This window comes from Synechocystis sp. PCC 6714 (assembly GCF_000478825.2).
Taxonomy (GTDB): Bacteria; Cyanobacteriota; Cyanobacteriia; order Cyanobacteriales; family Microcystaceae; genus Synechocystis.
Map to the genome: position 1 here is coordinate 2,922,893 of NZ_CP007542.1, position 18,254 is coordinate 2,941,146.

Genomic DNA, 18,254 nt, shown 5'->3' on the forward strand with positions numbered 1-18,254 from the left:
AAGGTTAAGAATGGTATGCTCTAGGCCAGGAAATCAGCTAGGGTTAACGGTTAAGCAATGGCCACGGGACAAACAATTTTGGTCACTGGGGGGGCGGGTTACATCGGCTCCCACGCAGTTCTAGCTCTACAACAGGCAGGCTTTGATGTTCTTATCTACGATAACCTCAGCTACGGCCACCGGGAACTAGCCCAATCCCTTGGGGCTGAATTGGTTATTGGCCACACCGGCGATCGCCAAAAACTAGACCAACTTTTTGCTACTAGGAATATTGCCGCTGTTATGCACTTTGCCGCCTTCATTGCGGTGGGGGAATCGGTGCAAAAACCTGATATGTATTATCAGAATAATGTGATGGGAACCCTTACCCTTCTAGAATCCATGCTGGAAGCGGGCATTAAAAAATTTGTTTTTTCCTCCACCTGTGCGGTTTATGGCATGCCCAAGGAAATTCCCATGACGGAAAGCCATCCCCTTGATCCCCTCAGTCCCTATGCCGCCAGTAAACGAATGGTGGAACAAATCCTGGCTGATTTTGACCAAGCCTACGGTTTAAAATCTGTCATCTTTCGCTATTTCAATGCTTCCGGCGCAGATCCCCAGGGTCGTTTAGGGGAAGACCATAACCCCGAAACCCATCTGATCCCCCTGGCCCTGTTGACGGCCCTAAAAAAACGCCCCCAACTTTCGATTTTTGGCACCGACTACGATACCCCCGACGGCACTGCCCTAAGGGATTACATCCATGTCTGCGACTTGGCGATCGCCCATGTATTAGGCCTGCAATATTTACTAAAAGGAGGGGAAAGCAACATTTTTAACCTGGGTAATGGCAACGGTTTTTCTGTACGCCAAGTGATCGAAGCCGCTAAAACCGTTACAGGATTAGATATTCCCCACCAAGAATGTCCCCGTCGTCCGGGCGATGCTCCAGTGTTAGTGGGCAGTAGTGCTAAAGCTGGGGAAATCCTCGGCTGGAATCCCCAATACCCTGATTTAAACACCATCATTGACCATGCCTGGCGGTGGCACCAAAAGCGCCATGGAAATTAAAAATTATCGGAAATGGTTTGGGAGGGAAACTCATTGGGAGGAGGAGTCAAACCATTGGTGCGACGGAACTGATTAATTTCCTTGATCAAAGCCCCCTCGGATTTTTGGCTAATCAGATAAAACTTGAATTGTTGATCCCGACTCAAATAGGCGGCGTGGGCAGCACCATTCTCCACGAGGGGACGGAAACTCTCATCGCCGGCGACGTATAACTGAAAGAAGGGCACCATGACAGCGGAACCATAGGTGTGGAGTAGGTTCGGATCGGGCAGTTTTAAACTAACCGCCTCCACTGATTCGACCACGTTTTTTATGTTGGCATCAATTTTGGAAAAATCTACGTGGGCTTGCCCTTCCATCAAGGTCAGATACTTATCACGGCTGGCTAAACGGGGAAAAGAACGGGCCTGCTCCAACACAAAGGGAGTGGCTGGATCGTAACTGCCCCCTAGTAACAACACCGGCACTGTAACCTTATGCAGTCCTGATACACCAAAGATAGCGCTGTTAACCGGATTGGCCGCGAGCACTGCCACCACTCGGGGGTCCCGGAAGTCATAATCGGACCGGGGTAGGGTTAGGGCATCACATTGCAGTAACAAGGCCGTGTTGGGTACCCCTTGGCCAATACGGCATTCTGATTCTAGAAATTCCCAGTCAATGGTGGCTCCGGCCACGGCCAATGCTCCGTAACCTCCAAAGGAATGACCCCCTACCCCCACCTCAGTTAGATTAAGGCGATCGCCGAATTCGCTAGCATTACGACGTCCCAGCTCATCAATGACGTAGCTGATGTCTTTGGGGCGGTCAATAAACTCCGTAGGATAGTAACCTTGACGGGAAGTGCGATTGAGCAAAGCTTGGGCCTGGAGAATGTCACTGCCGGGATGCTGGGGCAAAGCCACCAGGAACCCATAGGAAGCCATTTTTTCCGCCGCATTGTCAAAATCTTCCGGGCGGGAAGCCAAACCATGGGAAAAAACTATGACAGGGGTTTTGCCCGGTTTCCACCGTTGAGGGCGGTAAACATCCACATAAAAACGACGGTTTCGGCTGCCATCGGTTAACCACCAAGTTTGCTTGGGGGCCACACCGTAGGGGCCCATTTCCGTTGGATCTGGCAAGACACTAAAGTCTATCTCCCCTTCCGAAGCCGCCTCAATTTCCGATAGGGCAATCATCTTATCAATGAAGTGCTCAGAGGCTTTGACCAACAGTTGTACTGCCCTAGCCCGTTCTTCCACCACTTCCCCTTGGAAATGGATGTCGGTGGGGTACTTCTTGATGAAATTGATTAGGCTTAGTCCCCCTTCTGGATCTTGGGCTGCCTGCACGATTGCTGCCCGAATGCCATATTTTGAATTACTGCCCCAGGGAGCATTGAGAATAAACGCAGCTCTGGCCAAAGCATCTTCCCCCAGACTGGTGTTGAAAAAATTGCTAAGCACAACGGGGTCCACTTCGGCCCGTAGTCCCATAATTTCCCGCAATTTGGTGCGTTTTTCCTCTGAAGCCCCCACCAGGTTAAATAAAAAACCTAGATTAGAATCCACAGTACCGTCTTGTACAAAGCGCTCTAGGGATGCCACCCGCACTGTTAACTTCACCGGTCCATAGGTAAAAAAAATGTTTTCTGCAGTTTTGCCCGGTAATTGAACGGCGATCGCCGTGAGGGCTCCCAAACAAACGGACTGGAACCAACGATTTAAGGTTTTTGGGAAAGTTGCCATGGAAGCCATAAGGGTTAATTAGGGGGGGGGATAAATAGGCTGAGCGGGCGTGTTGGAACAGAACCTGAGCTACATTCTAGGCAATTTTTTTGCCATTGCCCCCAACGTAAAGTTACTTAACGTATTTAGCCAATTTTGGTTGTTACTCTCCCTTTGGGTAGGGTAAATGGGGCTAATAAAAAGGAATCCAGAGCAACGGTCTGAATCCCTTTGTTAGTTCCTAATTACTTAATTGTTTGATTACATCAAGTCACCTAATTTTATTTAAGTTTATTTGAGGGAGCTAAAGGTGCGGTAGCCATTGTCAGGATCGTACAAATGACACTGACCGCTAATTTGTTGCATCAGCCCCCAGTTGAAGGTGCGTTCGTAGAGAAAAGGTCCCCAGTTCTGTTTCAGGCTGGCATGGGCTAAACGCAAATTGTAGGAGGGAATGGCCACAGAGAGGTGATGGGGGATGTGCACATTAATGTCGTGGCAAAGTACTTCCACCCAACGGGGATAATCACAGTGGACAGTCCCATTTAACTGGGCTTCGGCAGCACTCCAATCTTCGGCGGGACGGAAACGAATTTCAGGAATGGTGTGGTGAACGATGGTAAAGGTGCTCATCCAGAAGTGGTACACTAACCAGGGCATCAGCCAAAACTTGACAAAGCCCCACACTCCGGTGGTGATGATCAGAGCAGGAAAGGCGACCGCCGCAAAGAGAAAGACAACGGCAATGGAGAGTTTAACTTTATTGCGGTCCCGCTCAGCAAAGTTGGAGAGTTTAAAGTGCATTAAACCCCAGTGGAAAATGGAACCAGTCCACCAGAAGGGGCCCCGGATGGCACGGTAAAATAGCCGCACGATCGCCGGGCTAGCTTGAAAAGCCTCCACACTCCAAGGGTCCCAGGCGTTGTCCACTTCAATTTTATTGGTGTGGAGATGGTGGTGGTCGTGGAGTAAACGCCAGCTATGGAAAGGGTAAATGAGGGGAGCAAAGGCGATGTGGCCGACTAAATCATTGACCCAACGTTTTTTTGCGAAGGAGCGGTGCCCACAGTCATGGCCCACCACAAAGGCCCCCGTTAAGGCTGTTCCTGTCCAGATCCAGGTGAAAGGCAAACAGTACCAGGGCAAGTAAATAATGCCCAGATAGCCCAAGGCGATCGCCCCTAGGGTAATCAAAACAGAAGCCCAGGCTTTGCTCGCTTTTTTCTCGAAGCATTCCTTGGGCAGGGTTTTGATGATGTCTTGTAGTTTTAGATCCGCAATCGGGCGATCGGGATTGCTAGATGTTTCCGTTGGCCTCAACGGGGGAATCGTGGCAGTCATTTATAAAGTTTTATCTCCAAAGGGAAGGTCGGACAGATTTTTGTTTAAGGATTCATGGGCTAAAAGCGGCCAAGGTTCGCCGTGCCTAGGAATTAATACTCAGCTAAACAAACTTTTCTTTTTATAGCACGTTGCCATTGACCAGGAACTGAATTGCCCCGGTTGATCTACGAGGGCCTGGTTTGAACAATAAGGTTAATTGACCCCAACCCCCCTAGCCCTGCCACTGCACTTGGAGACGTTGGGGGAATTGGCGATCGCCTTGGAGTAATACCCCCCGGTCATTGGCGGCCAGATGGCGGACGATTTTATACACCGTTTCCACCTTGTCTGGGGCTTGCACTTTAGCGGCTAGGGCTTCCAGAGTAATGGGACTGGATTCAGTTTGCACAGTGGCGAGAATTGCCTTTTGTAGTTCCAAAATAGAGGCGGCCGCTTTTTTTCCCGCTTCCACCCCCGGTTGGTGGTAGGCGTTGACATTGACCAGGGAGCCATAGAAACTCACCGCCCGTTCATAGAGGGCAATTAACGCCCCAATGCTAGTGGCATCTACCTGGGGGATAGTTACGGTGATGGAGTCCCGTTGGTTTTCAAATAAAGCTTGCCTGGTCCCCTGTAAAAAGCCCGATAGATAATCCCCACTGGTCACCCCCGGTTCCAGTTCGATGGATTTACCATGGCGATCGTGCAACACCTCGATAAAAGTGGCGAAAAAGTTAGGCACCCCATCCCTTAACTGCTGCACATAGGCGTGTTGATCCGTTGACCCCTTATTGCCATAAACCGCAATGCCCTGGTGCACAATCTTCCCATCCAAATCCCGTTCTTTGCCCAGGGACTCCATCACCAACTGCTGAAGATAGCGACTGAACAGCAGCAGCCTGTCTTTATAGGGCAGAATCACCATGTCCTTTTTGCCTTGGCCGTCCCCAGCGTAATACCAAGATAGGGCCAGTAGAGCCGCTGGATTTTGCTTTAACTCCCTAACCCTAGTGGCTTCGTCCATGGTTCTAGCTCCGTCGAGCATAGCCTGGATATCAATGCCCTGGAGGGCGGCGGGTAATAGCCCCACGGCAGATAATTCTGAAGTTCTACCTCCCACCCAGTCCTGCATGGGAAAAGCCTGCAACCATTTTTCTGCTTGGGCTTGTTGGGAAAGTTTACTGCCGGGCATGGTCACCGCCACAGCATAATCGGCAAAATGTAAGCCCTGGCCTTCAAATAAGGCTTTAGTTTCTGCTAAGCCATTGCGGGGTTCGGGGGTGCCGCCGGATTTACTGGTGGTGATGACCAAGGTACTTTTGAGTTTGTCCTTAGCTTTTAGGTTATTCAGCACCCGGTCAATGCCGTCAGGGTCAGAATTATCGATGAAATGAATTTCCAGGGGAGGAAAATCCGGCGCTAGGGCCTGGGCCACAAACTGGGGGCCGAGGGCGGAACCGCCAATGCCGATCGCCAAAAGATCGGTAAATTTATCAGCAGTGGGTGGTTTAACGAGGCCCTGGTGGACAGCGGTCGCAAAGGCTTTAATTTGTTGCAGGGGTTCCGTGATTTCAGCCCGGATAGCATCGTTGGGGGCTAGGGCCGGATTCCGCAACCAGTAATGCCCCACCATTCGTTGTTCATCCGGGTTGGCGATCGCCCCTTTTTCCAAAGCCACCATATCCTGAAAAGCCTTGGCAAACTTAGGCTGGAGGCTCTCTACAAAAGCGTCACTAAATCCCATGCGGCTGACATCAAGGTAAAAATCAAGGCCACCATGGTAGTAAAGCCAGTCTTGATAACGTTGCCAAAGTTCTTGGTTATTCATCGGAAAAATGGGTCTGAAACCCCGCCCTTGAGGACGGCTTTGTGTTCACATCTTAGGACAATTAGCAAGATTTGATTGCACAGGAAAAAACATCTAGCAAAAAAACTAGGGCGGTGAAAAAGGCGATCGCCCTGGCTTTTCGCAAAACATTGGGCTGGGAAAATGTGTCCATCACCCAGTGATTAGAGTCACACCTTCGCCATATCCAGTGTCATTTTGGAGCCACAACCGAGGGGCCAATGCAGTGGATGCAATCAATGCTAAGGCTTAATCCACATTAGGGTTTGGCCGTATTCCACCGGCTCCCCATTTTCCACGACAATTTCCATGACTTGCCCCGCCACCTCCGCTTCAATTTCGTTCATTAACTTCATCGCTTCGATAATGCAAACTCCCTGACCTTTGCTCACCGCATCCCCCACTTCCACAAAGGGCGGTTCATCGGGGGCTGGGGCCCGGTAAAAAGTGCCCACCATGGGAGACACGATCGCCGTCCATTTTTGATCCGCTGGGGAGGGGGCAGATACTTCGGAGGCGGGGGCGGGGGTGGAAACAACTGGGGCAGGCTGGGAGGCGATCGCCTGGGGCACAACGGTAACGCCGCTGGCCACACCATCCTTACGGACCGAAACCTCAAAATCACCACTTTTCAGGCTGAACTCAGTGATGTTGCTCTGGGAAATTACCCCCAACAATTCCCGTAGTTCCGTAAAGTTAATAGCCACGAATTACCCACCCCCCAATACAACAAAATAGAATTATTTAAAGCTTGAGCTGATCAACGGCATAGGGGTCAACAATCCCTCAGCCCAGTTGATCAAGTTAAGCACAGCTTAGGCATTATCACGCCCCAGATAGGAGCCATCCCTGGTGTCTACCTTAATTCTTTCTCCTTGGGCAATAAACAGGGGAACCATCACCTGGGCACCGGTTTCCAAAATAGCTGGCTTAGTTCCACCGGTGGCCGTATCGCCCTTAACCCCAGGATCGGTTTCCACAATTTCCAAAACAACACTGGTGGGTAAATCCACATCTAGGATAGTTCCATCCCAGGTAATAACACTAACTTCCATCTCTTCTTTGATGAATTTAGCCTTATCGCCCAACACATCTGGGGCAATGCTCACCTCTTCAAAGGTTTCCATATCCATAAAGACGTATTGATCACCATCTTTATAGGTGTGTTGCATCACCGATTTTTCAATGTTGGCCTGGGGCACCGTTTCCCCTGCCCGGAAAGTTTTCTCCACCACGTTACCGGTTTGAACACTTTTGAGCTTGGTACGAACAAAGGCGGAACCCTTGCCTGGCTTGACGTGGAGGAATTCCACCACCTTCCAGACTGCGCCGTCCATCACAATACTCGTACCTGTGCGAAAATCATTACTGGATATCATGGAAGCCAAAAAAGACTCAAAAGTTCACCCAACATTCTACTAGGGGATGGGGCGTTGAAGTGGGAAAATTTTGCTGTTGCCCCCTATGCTGGAGAACAAACCACGATCATTATGATGCAAATTATTAGAATTTTCCTGGGGATAGTTACTCGACAGGGCCTGCGATTGGGCTTGTTGTCCTTGCTGCTAACCATGCTATCTCTAACATGGGATATGCCGGGGTGGAGCTTACCTTTGGGCAAATCGATGCTGTTGGGTGCCTTGGCCCAGGGCAATGCTATCACAGACCCCAACGCCATTTTGCGCTATGCCCTGCCCATTAATAATCCAGAAGTACGGCAGTTGCAGGACAGCTTGGAAGATATTTCCAACCATATCCGGGCCAAACGCTGGCCAGCGATTAAAAAGGATGTGCGGGCTGCTAACCTGACCCTAACCCTTAAGGAAGAGAAAATTCTCGCTGGGGTACCAGCCGATCGCCAACCGGAGGCGGGAACTTTATTAAGTACCATCAAAACAGATTTAACTGACCTAACCGAGGCCGTGGAAGCCAAGGACAAGGAACAAGTTATTGCCCTGCGCCAATCGGCCCTAAAGGCGATCGGAGATTTGGAAGCTTTGATGGTAACGGACTTTCCCTTTGCTGTTCCCGAAGAATTTGCCAGCTTGCCCCAATTGAAGGGCCGGGCCGCCGTGGAAATGACCACCAATAAGGGCCCCCTGACCATTGTGGTGGATGGTTACAGCGCCCCCATCAATGCCGGTAACTTTGTTGATTTGGTGCAACGCAAGTTTTATGACGGCTTGCCTTTCATTCGTTCGGAAGATTTCTTTGTTACCCAAGCAGGGGATCCCCCAGGGCCCGAAGCTGGTTTTATTGATCCGCAAACCAAAGAATACCGCGCCATCCCCCTGGAAATTTTGGTCAAGGGAGAAGAAGGGCCCATCTATGGTATGACCTTGGAAGATGCAGGCATGTATCTTCCAGAATTGGCTTTACCTTTCAATGCCTATGGGGCGATCGCCCTAGCTCGGCCGGAAACAGAACCAAACGGTGGTTCTTCCCAATTTTTCTTTTTCAAGTTCGATACAGAACTGACTCCCCCAGGTTTTAACTTAATGGATGGTCGTTATTCCGTCTTTGGTTACGTGGTGGACGGGAAAGAAACTCTTGAACAGTTGAGCGAAGGAGACAAAATTGTTGCTGCCAAAGTAATTGATGGTGCTGAAAATTTAGTCAACGGCAACAGTTAGTTAGGCAGCTCTAGTGACGGTTGCCAGGGAATGGGCAGGCCTATCCTGCGCTCCAGGTCAGTGACGGGTAATTGACCCACTATCAAATGTTTATAGAGTATCGAGGGAGGTTAAGAACCTCTCTTTTTTTATAATCACCGCATTCTTGCCCAACCTTATCTCGCCATTTCATGCAAATCTCTGACCGCAAACTCTAATTCTTTCAGTGACTTTGACTGATTGGGTACTGGTTGGGAGAAAATTCTGACTTAATCCCGAGACCAAGGGCGGTCAAATCGACCCAATCGATAAAATAGATTAAATGGATTAGCTGAAGATACTAACAGCCGAGGTAACGGTGATTGAATTTCGGGAAAGTCTGAAAATGGCCACCAGCATGTTGCTGGCTAATAAGCTCCGCAGTAGTTTGACCATGTTGGGGATTGTCATTGGCAATGCGTCTGTGGTGGCTATGTTGGGCATTGGCCAAGGGGCCCAGCGTTTAGCCACCTCCCAGTTAGAAGATTTGGGTCCCAATGTCCTATTCGTTCTGCCTGGTTCCCAACGCAACCGTCGGGCCAGTTTCAATTTGCCCAAAACTTTAGTCTTAAGTGATGCAGAGGCGATCGCGGCCCAGGTGCCCAGTGTGGCCGGAGTTGCTCCGGAGATCAACCGGAGGTTATTGGTATCCCATCGAAACGTAAACACCAATGCTACGGTGGTGGGTACTACCCCGGAATATCCTGCTATTCGTAATTTTTCCGTGGCCCAGGGGCGCTTTCTCAACATCTTAGATTTGGAGCGCCATCGCCGAGTAGCGGTGATTGGTAGTGAGATTGCCGATCGCCTTTATCAAACCCAAACTCCCCTAGGACAGAATATTCGTATTAGTAATATTACTTTTGAAGTTATTGGGGTAATGGAAACCAAGGGGTCTTCCCTAGGCAGTAACCAGGATGAATTTATTTTTATTCCCCTCGATACCATGGTGGCCCAACTGGTGGGTAGAACATCTCCCTACGGCATTGAATTGAGTTGGATTAACGTTAAAGCCAAGGACAGCAACTCCGTGCGGGCGGCCACGTTCCAAATGGAAAACCTACTACGTCTACGCCACAACATTCAGAATGGGGAAGATGATTTTGGCGTTAGTTCTGCTAAACAAATGCTAGATATTGTCAACACCATCACCGGCGGGTTAACTATTCTCCTGGCGGCGATCGCCGGTATTTCCCTCATCGTGGGGGGCATTGGCGTAATGAATATTATGTTGGTGTCCGTAACGGAGCGTACCCAGGAAATTGGCCTCCGCAAAGCCCTCGGAGCCGGGGAGCAGGATATTCTCAGTCAATTTCTCATTGAGGCCGTGATCGTTTCCGCCAGTGGAGGCGTAATTGGGGTGGTGTTGGGCATGGCCATTGTGGCGATCGTGGGCAGCCTTTCTCCCCTAATTACAGTCATCTCCCCCACCGCTGTGGTGGTTTCTCTAACTATTTCCGGCAGTATTGGCCTATTTTTTGGCGTTGTCCCCGCCCGTCAAGCCGCTAAATTAGATCCCATTGTGGCCCTGCGTAATGCCTAGGAGAATGTGTCAGTTTTTTAGAACCTGTTTGAAAAAACCCCCACCTCCCAATATTGAGGGATTGTAGGGGGCAAATTAACAATTTCAAAATACTCCCTCACTTGTCTCTACTCGCAAAACAAAGCATTGGATTCTCGTCAAAATCCGGCCCTAAGCCAAGGAAATACTGCGGGTGCAAGCCCAATTAGTGGGCAAAGTAGAAGGCCAGCCCATGCGAATGGCTTCAGGACAAATGGTAGTAACAGTTAACTGACAATCGATTAATTGGAAACCCTCTTTTTCACACTGCTTTAAGCTTTGTTTCAAAATGGAATCATTTTTAAATTCAATGGTGCGATTGCACTGTACACAGACCACATGGTGATGGTGATGGGGGGACGCCTGTTGCAATTCATAGTGCTTGTGCCCCTCCGCCAGTTCCAACTCCCGCAGAATGCCCATGCGGGACATCAACTTAACACTGCGATAGACTGTGGAAAGGCTGATTTTCTCCTTTTCTTCCTCCAGGCGATGGTGCAACTCCTCGGCGCTTAGGTGCTCGCCCTCGGGCAGGTTTTGAAAAATTTTGAGGATTTTTTCCCGTTGGGGAGTCAGTCGCCAGCCACGGGCATTGAGTTCGGCTTTGAGGGAATCGGCAGTGTAGGACATGTTCTATGGTGGGGGCTTAGAAGCAGTCTGGGAGATGGGATCCATCATAGTCGGTCGGCTCGGTAGTTGCAATAGTGAAGTCTTATTGAGAATAGATCCTAGAAAAAGTTTTATTTCTGGGGTTGCATTTCCTTTGGGATATTATTTGGACAAGCGCCCTGGATGATCAAATTTGAGGAAAAATGTAAAATTGGCGCAATTTATTCATCTGAGATAAGGACCAATATGGGAGAATCAAAACGTCGTAAACAATCCCTTGGCGATCGTTATGGCCAGGATCAAAGGGTTGTGGAGTGGCTTCCTTTGACAAAAAAACAGGCCGAAGATTTCTACAAGTGGACTACTAAAGGAGCCTGGATTGGCATCGGTGTCATGGCGGGACTCTGGGTAACCGTAAGATTTATTGGTCCTACTTTTGGCTGGTGGACTGTGCAGTAAGCGGGCTCCAAGACTGGGAAAAGCAGTTAATATGGAATGGACGCCATTCTTTGCCGCTCTATGGTTACCCTCAGTGAAACTGACTTGTTGGTGGTTCGGGGAGTTCAGTTCCGGGACCTAGAAGATTTGGATAAACTAGCCAACCAACAGGGGGCGACGTCCAGCTCTCCATTGGGGAGTAAGTTACCCCAAAGTCGTTTTTGGTACAGTGTGCTCAGGGGCCTAGGCTGTTTTCCCAATCCTTTGCAATATCTTTTCCATTGTTTTGTGGCCGAAAGGAGGCCCCAGGGTACCGTTGGGGGCTTTGTACGGGTGGCACCGTTTAATACCAGTCGCTCCACCTGGAAAATAGAGCAATTGTCCGTGGAACCACAAGCGATTCAGCCAGAATTAGTTACCGATCCCAAGGGGGTTGGTTCCCAGTTGTTGCGCCACTGTTTCCAGAATGTCTGGGAGGCCCGCACCTGGGTGCTAGATGTGGACGTGAACGATAAAAATATCCTCGCCCTCTACCGCCAAAACGGTTTTCAACCCCTAGCCCAAATTACCCATTGGTCTTTGTCGGCGGAGCTATTGACCAGTTTGGCCCAGAATGACCCCGATTTGCCTAATTTATTGCCCGTCAGTAACGCTGATGCGGGACTGCTCTGTCAGCTAGACTGTGTGTCTATGCCGCCCTTGATGCGCCAGGTGTTCGATCGCCATGTGGCGGATTTTAAGCGCCGCTTTTTGAGTTCTCTGTTTGACCGTTGGCAAAATTGGTACACCCACCGGGAAGAAGTGGATGGCTATGTGTTTGAGCCCCAACGCAAAGCGGCGATCGCCTATTTCAAGCTCACCCTTTCCACCGATGGCCAAAAGCCCCACCAAGCAGAGTTAACCGTACATCCTGCCTATACTTGGCTCTATCCTAAATTGCTAGTGAAAATGGCCCAGCTAGTCCAAGGACTCCCCCCCCAAGCCCTAATGTTGGAATCGGCAGATTATCAGCATGAACGGGAGGAATATTTAGAGCAATTGGGGGCCCAACGTCAGCAACACCGCCTGTTGATGTCCCGTTCCGTCTGGCATAAGCTTAAGGAAACGAAGCCAGAACGCCTGCAACTATCAGAAGTATTGCAAGGTTTACAACCATTGCCCCGTACCCCCATTCCCAGCCGTATTTCCCTGCTCAATTTGCCGTTAAAGTCCCAAAAAGACCAACCGGATAGCAAGGATAAGCAGACCGGCTTGGGCCATGAAGATTTACCGGAAAATGGCCATCATGTTTAAGTACTTTGGGAAATATTAATCGAGATTTTCAGAGGTAAGATATCCCTTGGTTTGGGAAACCGGGGAGACTTTTTCATAACATCAGAGGGGATTTTGGTCCTTTTCTAGCGGAGGCACCGGGTCGTAACCGCTGGGGTGGAGAGGATGACAGCGCAAAATTCTTTTCACAGCTAGGTAACTGCCCCGCAAAGGTCCGTGAATTTCTACGGCATCCAGGGCGTACTGGGAGCAGGTGGGCTGGAAACGACAACTGGGGGGAAACAGGGGCGAAATCAAAGCTCGATAAAGCTTGATCAACATTAAAATAATTTTTTTCATGGTTGTGAGGAAGCTAGAAGCGTGGAAACACCATTGGCAAAACCATTTTTAAAATGGGCTGGGGGGAAGGGACAACTATTGTCTCAACTACGTTCCCTTTATCCCAAGGAATTACAGAAACAGGAAATTAATTGTTACATAGAGCCCTTCATTGGTGGTGGGGCATTATTTTTTGATGTCATACAAAATTATTCCATAAATTCAGCTTTAATTTACGATATTAATCCTGAATTGATCATGGCTTATCAGGTTGTCCAGAGGGATGTTCAGTCTTTAATAGCCCTATTAAAAGACTTTGCCGCTGATTACCAAGGACGGGATACGGAAGCAAGAAAAGATTATTTTTACCAACGCAGAGAAGAATTTAATCGGCAAAAACAATGGATTGATTTTACTATTTATAATCAGGGTTGGATTGGTCGCACTGCCCTGCTAATTTTTTTAAATCGCACTTGTTTTAATGGTCTTTTTCGCCTAAATAAAAATGGAGATTTCAATGTGCCCCACGGCCGTTATCAAAATCCTAAAATAGTTGATCCGGATAATCTTGTCGCCGTTTCCAGAATTTTACAAACCACCCATATCCAATTGGGGGATTTTGAGCAGTGCTATGGCCACATTACCCCAGAAACTTTTATTTATTTTGATCCCCCCTATCGTCCCCTCAGTGACACCGCTAACTTCACCGCCTATTCCACTTTTTCCTTTGGCGATCGCCAGCAGATCCGACTAGCTAAGTTTTTTACTCGCCTTGACCGGGAAAAAGGAGCCAAATTAATGTTGAGCAACGCCGATCCAAAAAATACTAATGTTGAAGATGATTTTTTTGATGACCTCTACCAAGACTTTACTCTACACCGAATTCTTGCCCCCAGGATGATTAATAGTAATGCTAAAAAAAGAGGAAATGTTAGTGAAATTGTTGTGACTAATTACTGATTTATTTAACTAATTTGTTTCGGGCGAATAATTGCCAGCCATGACCCCATAGCTTTGGTGTCAAGTTGTTAGAAGACCGTCAGGGCCCATATAATATGCCATAACCCCGATCCAATCTAGCTTCTGGTTTCCGATCCCCCCTATGAAAAGTGCCTTTTTAGACCGTCTCCACAGTCCCGATCGCCCGGTGTTGGTTTTTGATGGGGCCATGGGTACGAATTTGCAGGTGCAGAACCTCACGGCGGCGGATTTTGGTGGGGCGGCCTATGAGGGTTGCAATGAATATCTGGTCCACACCAAACCCGAGGCGGTGGCCACAGTACACAGAGCTTTCTACGAAGCCGGGGCTGATGTGGTGGAAACGGATACCTTTGGTGGCACTCCCTTAGTGTTAGCGGAATATGATTTGGCAGACCAAGCCTATTATTTAAACAAAACGGCGGCGGAGTTGGCCAAATCGGTGGCGGCGGAATTTTCTACCCCTGAAAAGCCAAGGTTTGTGGCCGGTTCCATGGGGCCAGGAACGAAATTACCTACCCTCGGCCATGTGGATTACGACACCCTAAAGGAAGCCTACGTCACCCAGGTGCAGGGTTTATACGACGGTGGCGTAGATTTGTTATTAGTTGAAACCTGTCAGGATGTATTGCAGATTAAGGCGGCCCTCAATGCCATCGAACAGGTCTTTGTGGAAAAAGGCGATCGCCTACCGTTAATGGTGTCGGTCACTATGGAGACCATGGGGACCATGTTGGTGGGTACAGAGATGGCGGCGGCATTGGCCATTTTGGAACCCTATCCCATCGACATTTTGGGGCTCAACTGTGCCACCGGGCCGGATTTGATGAAGGAGCACGTCAAATATCTTTCCCAACACTCTCCCTTTGTGGTCTCCTGTATTCCCAATGCTGGTTTGCCAGAAAACGTTGGGGGCCAAGCTTTTTACCGCCTCACCCCGGTGGAGTTACAGATGTCTCTGATGCACTTCATTGAAGACTTGGGGGTACAGGTAATTGGTGGCTGTTGTGGCACCAGACCGGATCACATTAAAGCTTTAGCGGACATTGCCAAAGATCTCCATCCGAAAGAGCGTCAGCCCCAGTACGAACCCAGCGCCGCTTCTATCTATTCCACCCAAACCTACACCCAGGAGAATTCCTTTTTAATTATTGGCGAACGACTTAATGCCAGTGGCTCAAAAAAATGTCGGGATCTGCTCAACACAGAAGACTGGGACAGTTTAGTTTCCCTGGCCAAATCCCAGGTAAAAGAAGGGGCTCAAATTCTCGATGTCAACGTGGATTATGTTGGTCGAGATGGGGTGCGGGATATGAAAGAATTAGCTTCCCGGTTAGTTAATAATGTCACCCTGCCATTAATGCTAGATTCCACCGAATGGCAAAAAATGGAAGCGGGGCTAAAAGTAGCCGGGGGAAAATGTATTCTCAATTCCACTAACTACGAAGATGGGGAAGAACGATTTTATAAAGTGCTAGAAATTGCCAAGGAATATGGCGCCGGTATTGTCATTGGTACCATTGATGAAGAGGGCATGGGGCGCACTGCCGACAAGAAATTTGAGATTGCCAAACGGGCTTATGATGCGGCGATCGCCTTTGGTATTCCCGCCACAGAAATTTTCTTTGATCCCTTAGCCCTACCCATTTCCACCGGCATTGAAGAAGATCGAGAAAACGGTAAAGCCACCGTGGATGCCATCCGAAGAATCCGCCAGGAATTACCTAGTTGTCATATTTTATTGGGGGTTTCCAACGTTTCCTTTGGCTTAAATCCCGCCGCCCGTCAGGTGCTTAATTCGATTTTCCTCCACGAATGTATGCAGGTGGGCATGGATGCGGCCATTGTCAGTGCCAACAAGATTTTACCCCTGGCAAAAATTGACCCAGAACAACAACAAGTGTGCCTAGATTTAATCTATGATCGCCGGGAATTTACAGGCGATCGTTGCACCTATGATCCGTTGACTAAACTCACCACTTTATTTGAAGGTAAAACCACTAAACGAGATAAATCCGGTGACGCCAATTTGCCAGTGGAAGAAAGGCTGAAACGTCACATTATTGATGGGGAAAGGTTGGGCCTAGAGGATGCCCTGAATGAGGCACTGAAACTCTACGCCCCCCTAGATATCATCAACATCTATTTATTGGATGGAATGAAAGTGGTAGGAGAATTGTTTGGTTCCGGGCAAATGCAGTTACCCTTTGTCTTGCAATCAGCCCAAACCATGAAAGCGGCGGTAGCTTTCCTAGAACCCTACATGGATAAGGATGATTCTGTCGACAACGCCAAAGGAACATTTTTAATTGCCACCGTTAAAGGAGATGTCCATGACATTGGTAAAAACTTAGTGGATATTATTCTTTCCAACAATGGTTATCGTGTAGTTAATTTGGGCATTAAACAGCCGGTTGAAAATATTATTGAAGCCTACAGAGAACATCAGCCAGACTGCATTGCCATGAGTGGTTTATTGGTCAAATCCACTGCTTTTATGAAGGAAAATTTAGAAGTATTCAACCAAGAAGGAATTACGGTACCAGTAATTTTAGGGGGAGCGGCCCTAACACCAAAATTTGTTCACCAGGATTGTCAAAATACTTATAAAGGACAAGTAATCTACGGCAAGGATGCCTTTGCTGACCTCCACTTTATGGACAAGTTGATGCCCGCTAAAAGTAGTCAAAACTGGGATGATTTCCAGGGCTTTTTGGGGGAATATGCCGAAGAAAATGGTAACGGTTTAAAGGCAGACAATGGATCTAGCACAAACTTTGGTATCGAAGAAGAAAAGTTAATTGATGCTAGTGAACAATCGACGAGGCCGGAGGTAGTTGATACTGTTCGTTCAGAGGCGGTAGATCCAGATATGGAAAGACCAACACCGCCTTTTTGGGGCACTAAAATTCTGCAACCCAATGATATATCCCTAGAAGAAGTATTTCCTTTATTGGATTTACAAGCTTTATTTGTGGGGCAATGGCAATTCCGTAAACCGAGGGAGCAGTCAAGGGAAGAGTATGACCAATTTTTGGCAGAAAAAGTTTATCCGATTCTAGCCCAGTGGAAAGATAAAGTCCTGACGGAAAATTTACTCCATCCCACGGTGGTTTATGGTTATTTTCCCTGCCAATCCCAAGGCAATACGTTATTAATTTATGACCCTGAACTGGTCAGCCAAAATAATGGGCAAATTCCTAACAATGCAACGGCGATCGCCAAATTTGAATTTCCCCGGCAGAAATCGGGAAGACGGCTTTGTATTGCGGACTTTTTTGCCTCTAGGGAATCGGGGGTAACCGATGTTTTTCCCATGCAAGCGGTGACGGTGGGGGAAATTGCCACAGAATATGCGAGGAAACTATTTGCGGTCGATAACTACACTGATTATCTCTACTTCCATGGCATGGCGGTACAAATGGCGGAAGCTCTGGCGGAATGGACCCATGCCCGCATACGTCAGGAATTGGGCTTTGGTAATCTAGACCCCGATAATATCCGTGACATTCTCCAGCAACGTTACCAAGGTTCCCGCTACAGTTTTGGCTACCCCGCTTGTCCCAATATGCAAGACCAGTACACCCAGTTGGAATTGTTGCAAACGGAACGCATTGGCTTGTATATGGATGAAAGTGAACAGGTTTACCCAGAGCAATCTACCACCGCGATCATTGCCTACCACCCCATTGCCAAGTATTTCAGTGCCTAGGGTCTGTTTGCAAGCGTTAATTTTTTCTCTAAATTAATTTACCAAAATCCCCAGAGAAATTGAAGCCGATAAGTCTATTCACCAACGTTAATTCAGTATAAATAGGACTGCAAAAATCTTTTATTGTTTAGCTTGAAGTCCTTGATTTTCGGTTGCTAAGATTCTGATTTATATAGTTGATTTAATTAAAAGTAAGACACTGACCAGATCTAAAAGCGTCTTTGGTAAAGACTTTAGTCGTCTCAATCTTACTTTGATTGACTATACAAAACTTTATACCGTATTAACCAATAGTTTCCCAATGACTATAAATGGCCCCCTGACCTTGGTAAATACCGTCGGTATCGTAGAGATTCCAAACAGTAACATTTTTAATCCAAAAGCGACGGCCGCTTTTAGCAATGCGGATGCCTTGGTAATTTTCAATGAACCCTTTGCGGGTAACAGTGTCCAATAATTGTTGCCGTTCCATTTGATTGGGAACTTCCGCAGATTGACGGGAAGGCAACTGGCAAAATTCTGCCCATGGAAATTCAAATAGTTTTTGGGCAGTTAGATTAGCATAGTTAAAAACTGGGTCAGGCTCAGTACTATGGGAAACTACCACATAGGGAGCCTTATAAATAGCTTGGGCCAGGGACAATCCCGTAAGGTCTTTGGGGCCAAAGGTTTTGCCTATTAAGCGCTCATAGCTTTGGCGCAGTAAATTAATGTGGCCAAGATAAAATTGATTATTAGTATCAGGCACTGGAGGAATCATAAAACTTATTTCTGTTATTTTTGG

15 protein-coding genes are annotated in these 18,254 nt (G+C 48.1%); 7 read left to right on the forward strand and 8 right to left on the reverse strand.

Translation table 11 applies throughout. The features are described 5' to 3' along the window. The first annotated feature begins 57 nt into the window (after positions 1–57). A complete protein-coding gene (gene galE / locus D082_RS13380) occupies positions 58–1,053 on the forward strand; it encodes a UDP-glucose 4-epimerase GalE (protein WP_028947162.1) in 996 nt (331 codons plus the stop codon). Here galE and D082_RS13385 read toward each other — a convergent pair. The 5 genes from D082_RS13385 to efp all read right to left on the reverse strand — a co-directional run bounded on the left by D082_RS13385 (position 1,050) and on the right by efp (position 7,310). Continuing rightward, positions 1,050–2,783, reverse strand: a complete 1,734-nt coding sequence (locus D082_RS13385; protein WP_051738946.1) for an alpha/beta hydrolase — start codon at positions 2,781–2,783, stop codon at positions 1,050–1,052. The two genes, galE and D082_RS13385, sit on opposite strands and share 4 nt — an antisense overlap. 270 nt (positions 2,784–3,053) lie before the next feature. Further along, on the reverse strand, positions 3,054–4,103 hold the full coding sequence (locus D082_RS13390; RefSeq protein ID WP_028947161.1) for a fatty acid desaturase: 1,050 nt from the start codon (positions 4,101–4,103) through the stop codon (positions 3,054–3,056). Between the two features lie 214 nt (positions 4,104–4,317). After that, positions 4,318–5,913 carry a glucose-6-phosphate isomerase gene (locus D082_RS13395; protein ID WP_028947160.1) on the reverse strand — a complete coding sequence of 532 codons (1,596 nt, stop codon included), beginning with the start codon at positions 5,911–5,913 and terminating at the stop codon, positions 4,318–4,320. 260 nt (positions 5,914–6,173) lie between these two features. After that, positions 6,174–6,638 (reverse strand): acetyl-CoA carboxylase biotin carboxyl carrier protein, encoded by a 465-nt coding sequence (accB, locus tag D082_RS13400; RefSeq protein WP_028947159.1) that lies wholly within the window; start codon positions 6,636–6,638, stop codon positions 6,174–6,176. Positions 6,639–6,746: 108 nt separating this feature from the next. Further along, the gene (efp, locus tag D082_RS13405) at positions 6,747–7,310 is read right to left on the reverse strand and encodes an elongation factor P (protein ID WP_028947158.1); all 564 of its coding nucleotides are present in this window, start codon (positions 7,308–7,310) and stop codon (positions 6,747–6,749) included. 192 nt (positions 7,311–7,502) lie between these two features. Here efp and D082_RS13410 point away from each other — a divergent pair, with 192 nt between their 5' ends. Together D082_RS13410 and D082_RS13415 are read left to right on the forward strand one after the other, a co-directional pair. After that, entirely contained in the window at positions 7,503–8,564 is a 1,062-nt protein-coding gene (locus D082_RS13410) for a peptidylprolyl isomerase (RefSeq protein ID WP_238546731.1), read from the forward strand. 337 nt (positions 8,565–8,901) lie between these two features. After that, the gene (locus tag D082_RS13415; protein ID WP_081857667.1) at positions 8,902–10,125 is read left to right on the forward strand and encodes an ABC transporter permease; all 1,224 of its coding nucleotides are present in this window, start codon (positions 8,902–8,904) and stop codon (positions 10,123–10,125) included. A gap of 150 nt (positions 10,126–10,275) precedes the next feature. On the opposite strand, the gene D082_RS13420 is transcribed toward D082_RS13415, so the two are convergent. Further along, positions 10,276–10,773 carry a transcriptional repressor gene (locus tag D082_RS13420; protein ID WP_028947155.1) on the reverse strand — a complete coding sequence of 166 codons (498 nt, stop codon included), beginning with the start codon at positions 10,771–10,773 and terminating at the stop codon, positions 10,276–10,278. A 225-nt stretch (positions 10,774–10,998) separates the two neighbouring features. Here D082_RS13420 and D082_RS13425 point away from each other — a divergent pair, with 225 nt between their 5' ends. Together D082_RS13425 and D082_RS13430 are read left to right on the forward strand one after the other, a co-directional pair. After that, positions 10,999–11,211, forward strand: a complete 213-nt coding sequence (locus D082_RS13425) for a DUF2839 domain-containing protein (RefSeq protein ID WP_010873662.1) — start codon at positions 10,999–11,001, stop codon at positions 11,209–11,211. A gap of 36 nt (positions 11,212–11,247) precedes the next feature. After that, entirely contained in the window at positions 11,248–12,483 is a 1,236-nt protein-coding gene (locus tag D082_RS13430) for an N-acetyltransferase (RefSeq protein ID WP_238546732.1), read from the forward strand. 81 nt (positions 12,484–12,564) lie between these two features. Here the strand turns inward: D082_RS13430 and yidD are convergent, their stop codons facing one another. Then, complete coding sequence (gene yidD / locus D082_RS13435) at positions 12,565–12,801, reverse strand: membrane protein insertion efficiency factor YidD (protein WP_028947153.1); 237 nt, start codon at positions 12,799–12,801, stop codon at positions 12,565–12,567. Between the two features lie 21 nt (positions 12,802–12,822). On the opposite strand from yidD, the gene D082_RS13440 reads away from it, so the two are divergent. Next, positions 12,823–13,740: a DNA adenine methylase gene (locus D082_RS13440; protein WP_202963085.1), complete on the forward strand. Its 918-nt coding sequence runs from the start codon at positions 12,823–12,825 to the stop codon at positions 13,738–13,740. 142 nt (positions 13,741–13,882) lie between these two features. Beyond that, the gene (gene metH / locus D082_RS13445) at positions 13,883–17,470 is read left to right on the forward strand and encodes a methionine synthase (RefSeq protein WP_028947151.1); all 3,588 of its coding nucleotides are present in this window, start codon (positions 13,883–13,885) and stop codon (positions 17,468–17,470) included. Positions 17,471–17,753: 283 nt separating this feature from the next. Here metH and D082_RS13450 read toward each other — a convergent pair whose 3' ends face one another. Then, positions 17,754–18,230: an MEKHLA domain-containing protein gene (locus D082_RS13450; RefSeq protein ID WP_028947150.1), complete on the reverse strand. Its 477-nt coding sequence runs from the start codon at positions 18,228–18,230 to the stop codon at positions 17,754–17,756. Positions 18,231–18,254 lie beyond the last annotated feature (24 nt).

Coding starts and splice junctions, on each gene's coding strand:
- D082_RS13420 (WP_028947155.1), bottom strand. CDS start 10,773: ATGTCCTACACTGCCGATTCCCTCAAAGCCGAACTCAATGCCCGTGGC.
- metH (WP_028947151.1), top strand. CDS start 13,883: ATGAAAAGTGCCTTTTTAGACCGTCTCCACAGTCCCGATCGCCCGGTG.
- D082_RS13430 (WP_238546732.1), top strand. CDS start 11,248: ATGGACGCCATTCTTTGCCGCTCTATGGTTACCCTCAGTGAAACTGAC.
- D082_RS13410 (WP_238546731.1), top strand. CDS start 7,503: ATGCTATCTCTAACATGGGATATGCCGGGGTGGAGCTTACCTTTGGGC.
- efp (WP_028947158.1), bottom strand. CDS start 7,310: ATGATATCCAGTAATGATTTTCGCACAGGTACGAGTATTGTGATGGAC.
- D082_RS13425 (WP_010873662.1), top strand. CDS start 10,999: ATGGGAGAATCAAAACGTCGTAAACAATCCCTTGGCGATCGTTATGGC.
- D082_RS13395 (WP_028947160.1), bottom strand. CDS start 5,913: ATGAATAACCAAGAACTTTGGCAACGTTATCAAGACTGGCTTTACTAC.
- D082_RS13450 (WP_028947150.1), bottom strand. CDS start 18,230: ATGATTCCTCCAGTGCCTGATACTAATAATCAATTTTATCTTGGCCAC.
- galE (WP_028947162.1), top strand. CDS start 58: ATGGCCACGGGACAAACAATTTTGGTCACTGGGGGGGCGGGTTACATC.
- D082_RS13390 (WP_028947161.1), bottom strand. CDS start 4,103: ATGACTGCCACGATTCCCCCGTTGAGGCCAACGGAAACATCTAGCAAT.
- D082_RS13385 (WP_051738946.1), bottom strand. CDS start 2,783: ATGGCAACTTTCCCAAAAACCTTAAATCGTTGGTTCCAGTCCGTTTGT.
- yidD (WP_028947153.1), bottom strand. CDS start 12,801: ATGAAAAAAATTATTTTAATGTTGATCAAGCTTTATCGAGCTTTGATT.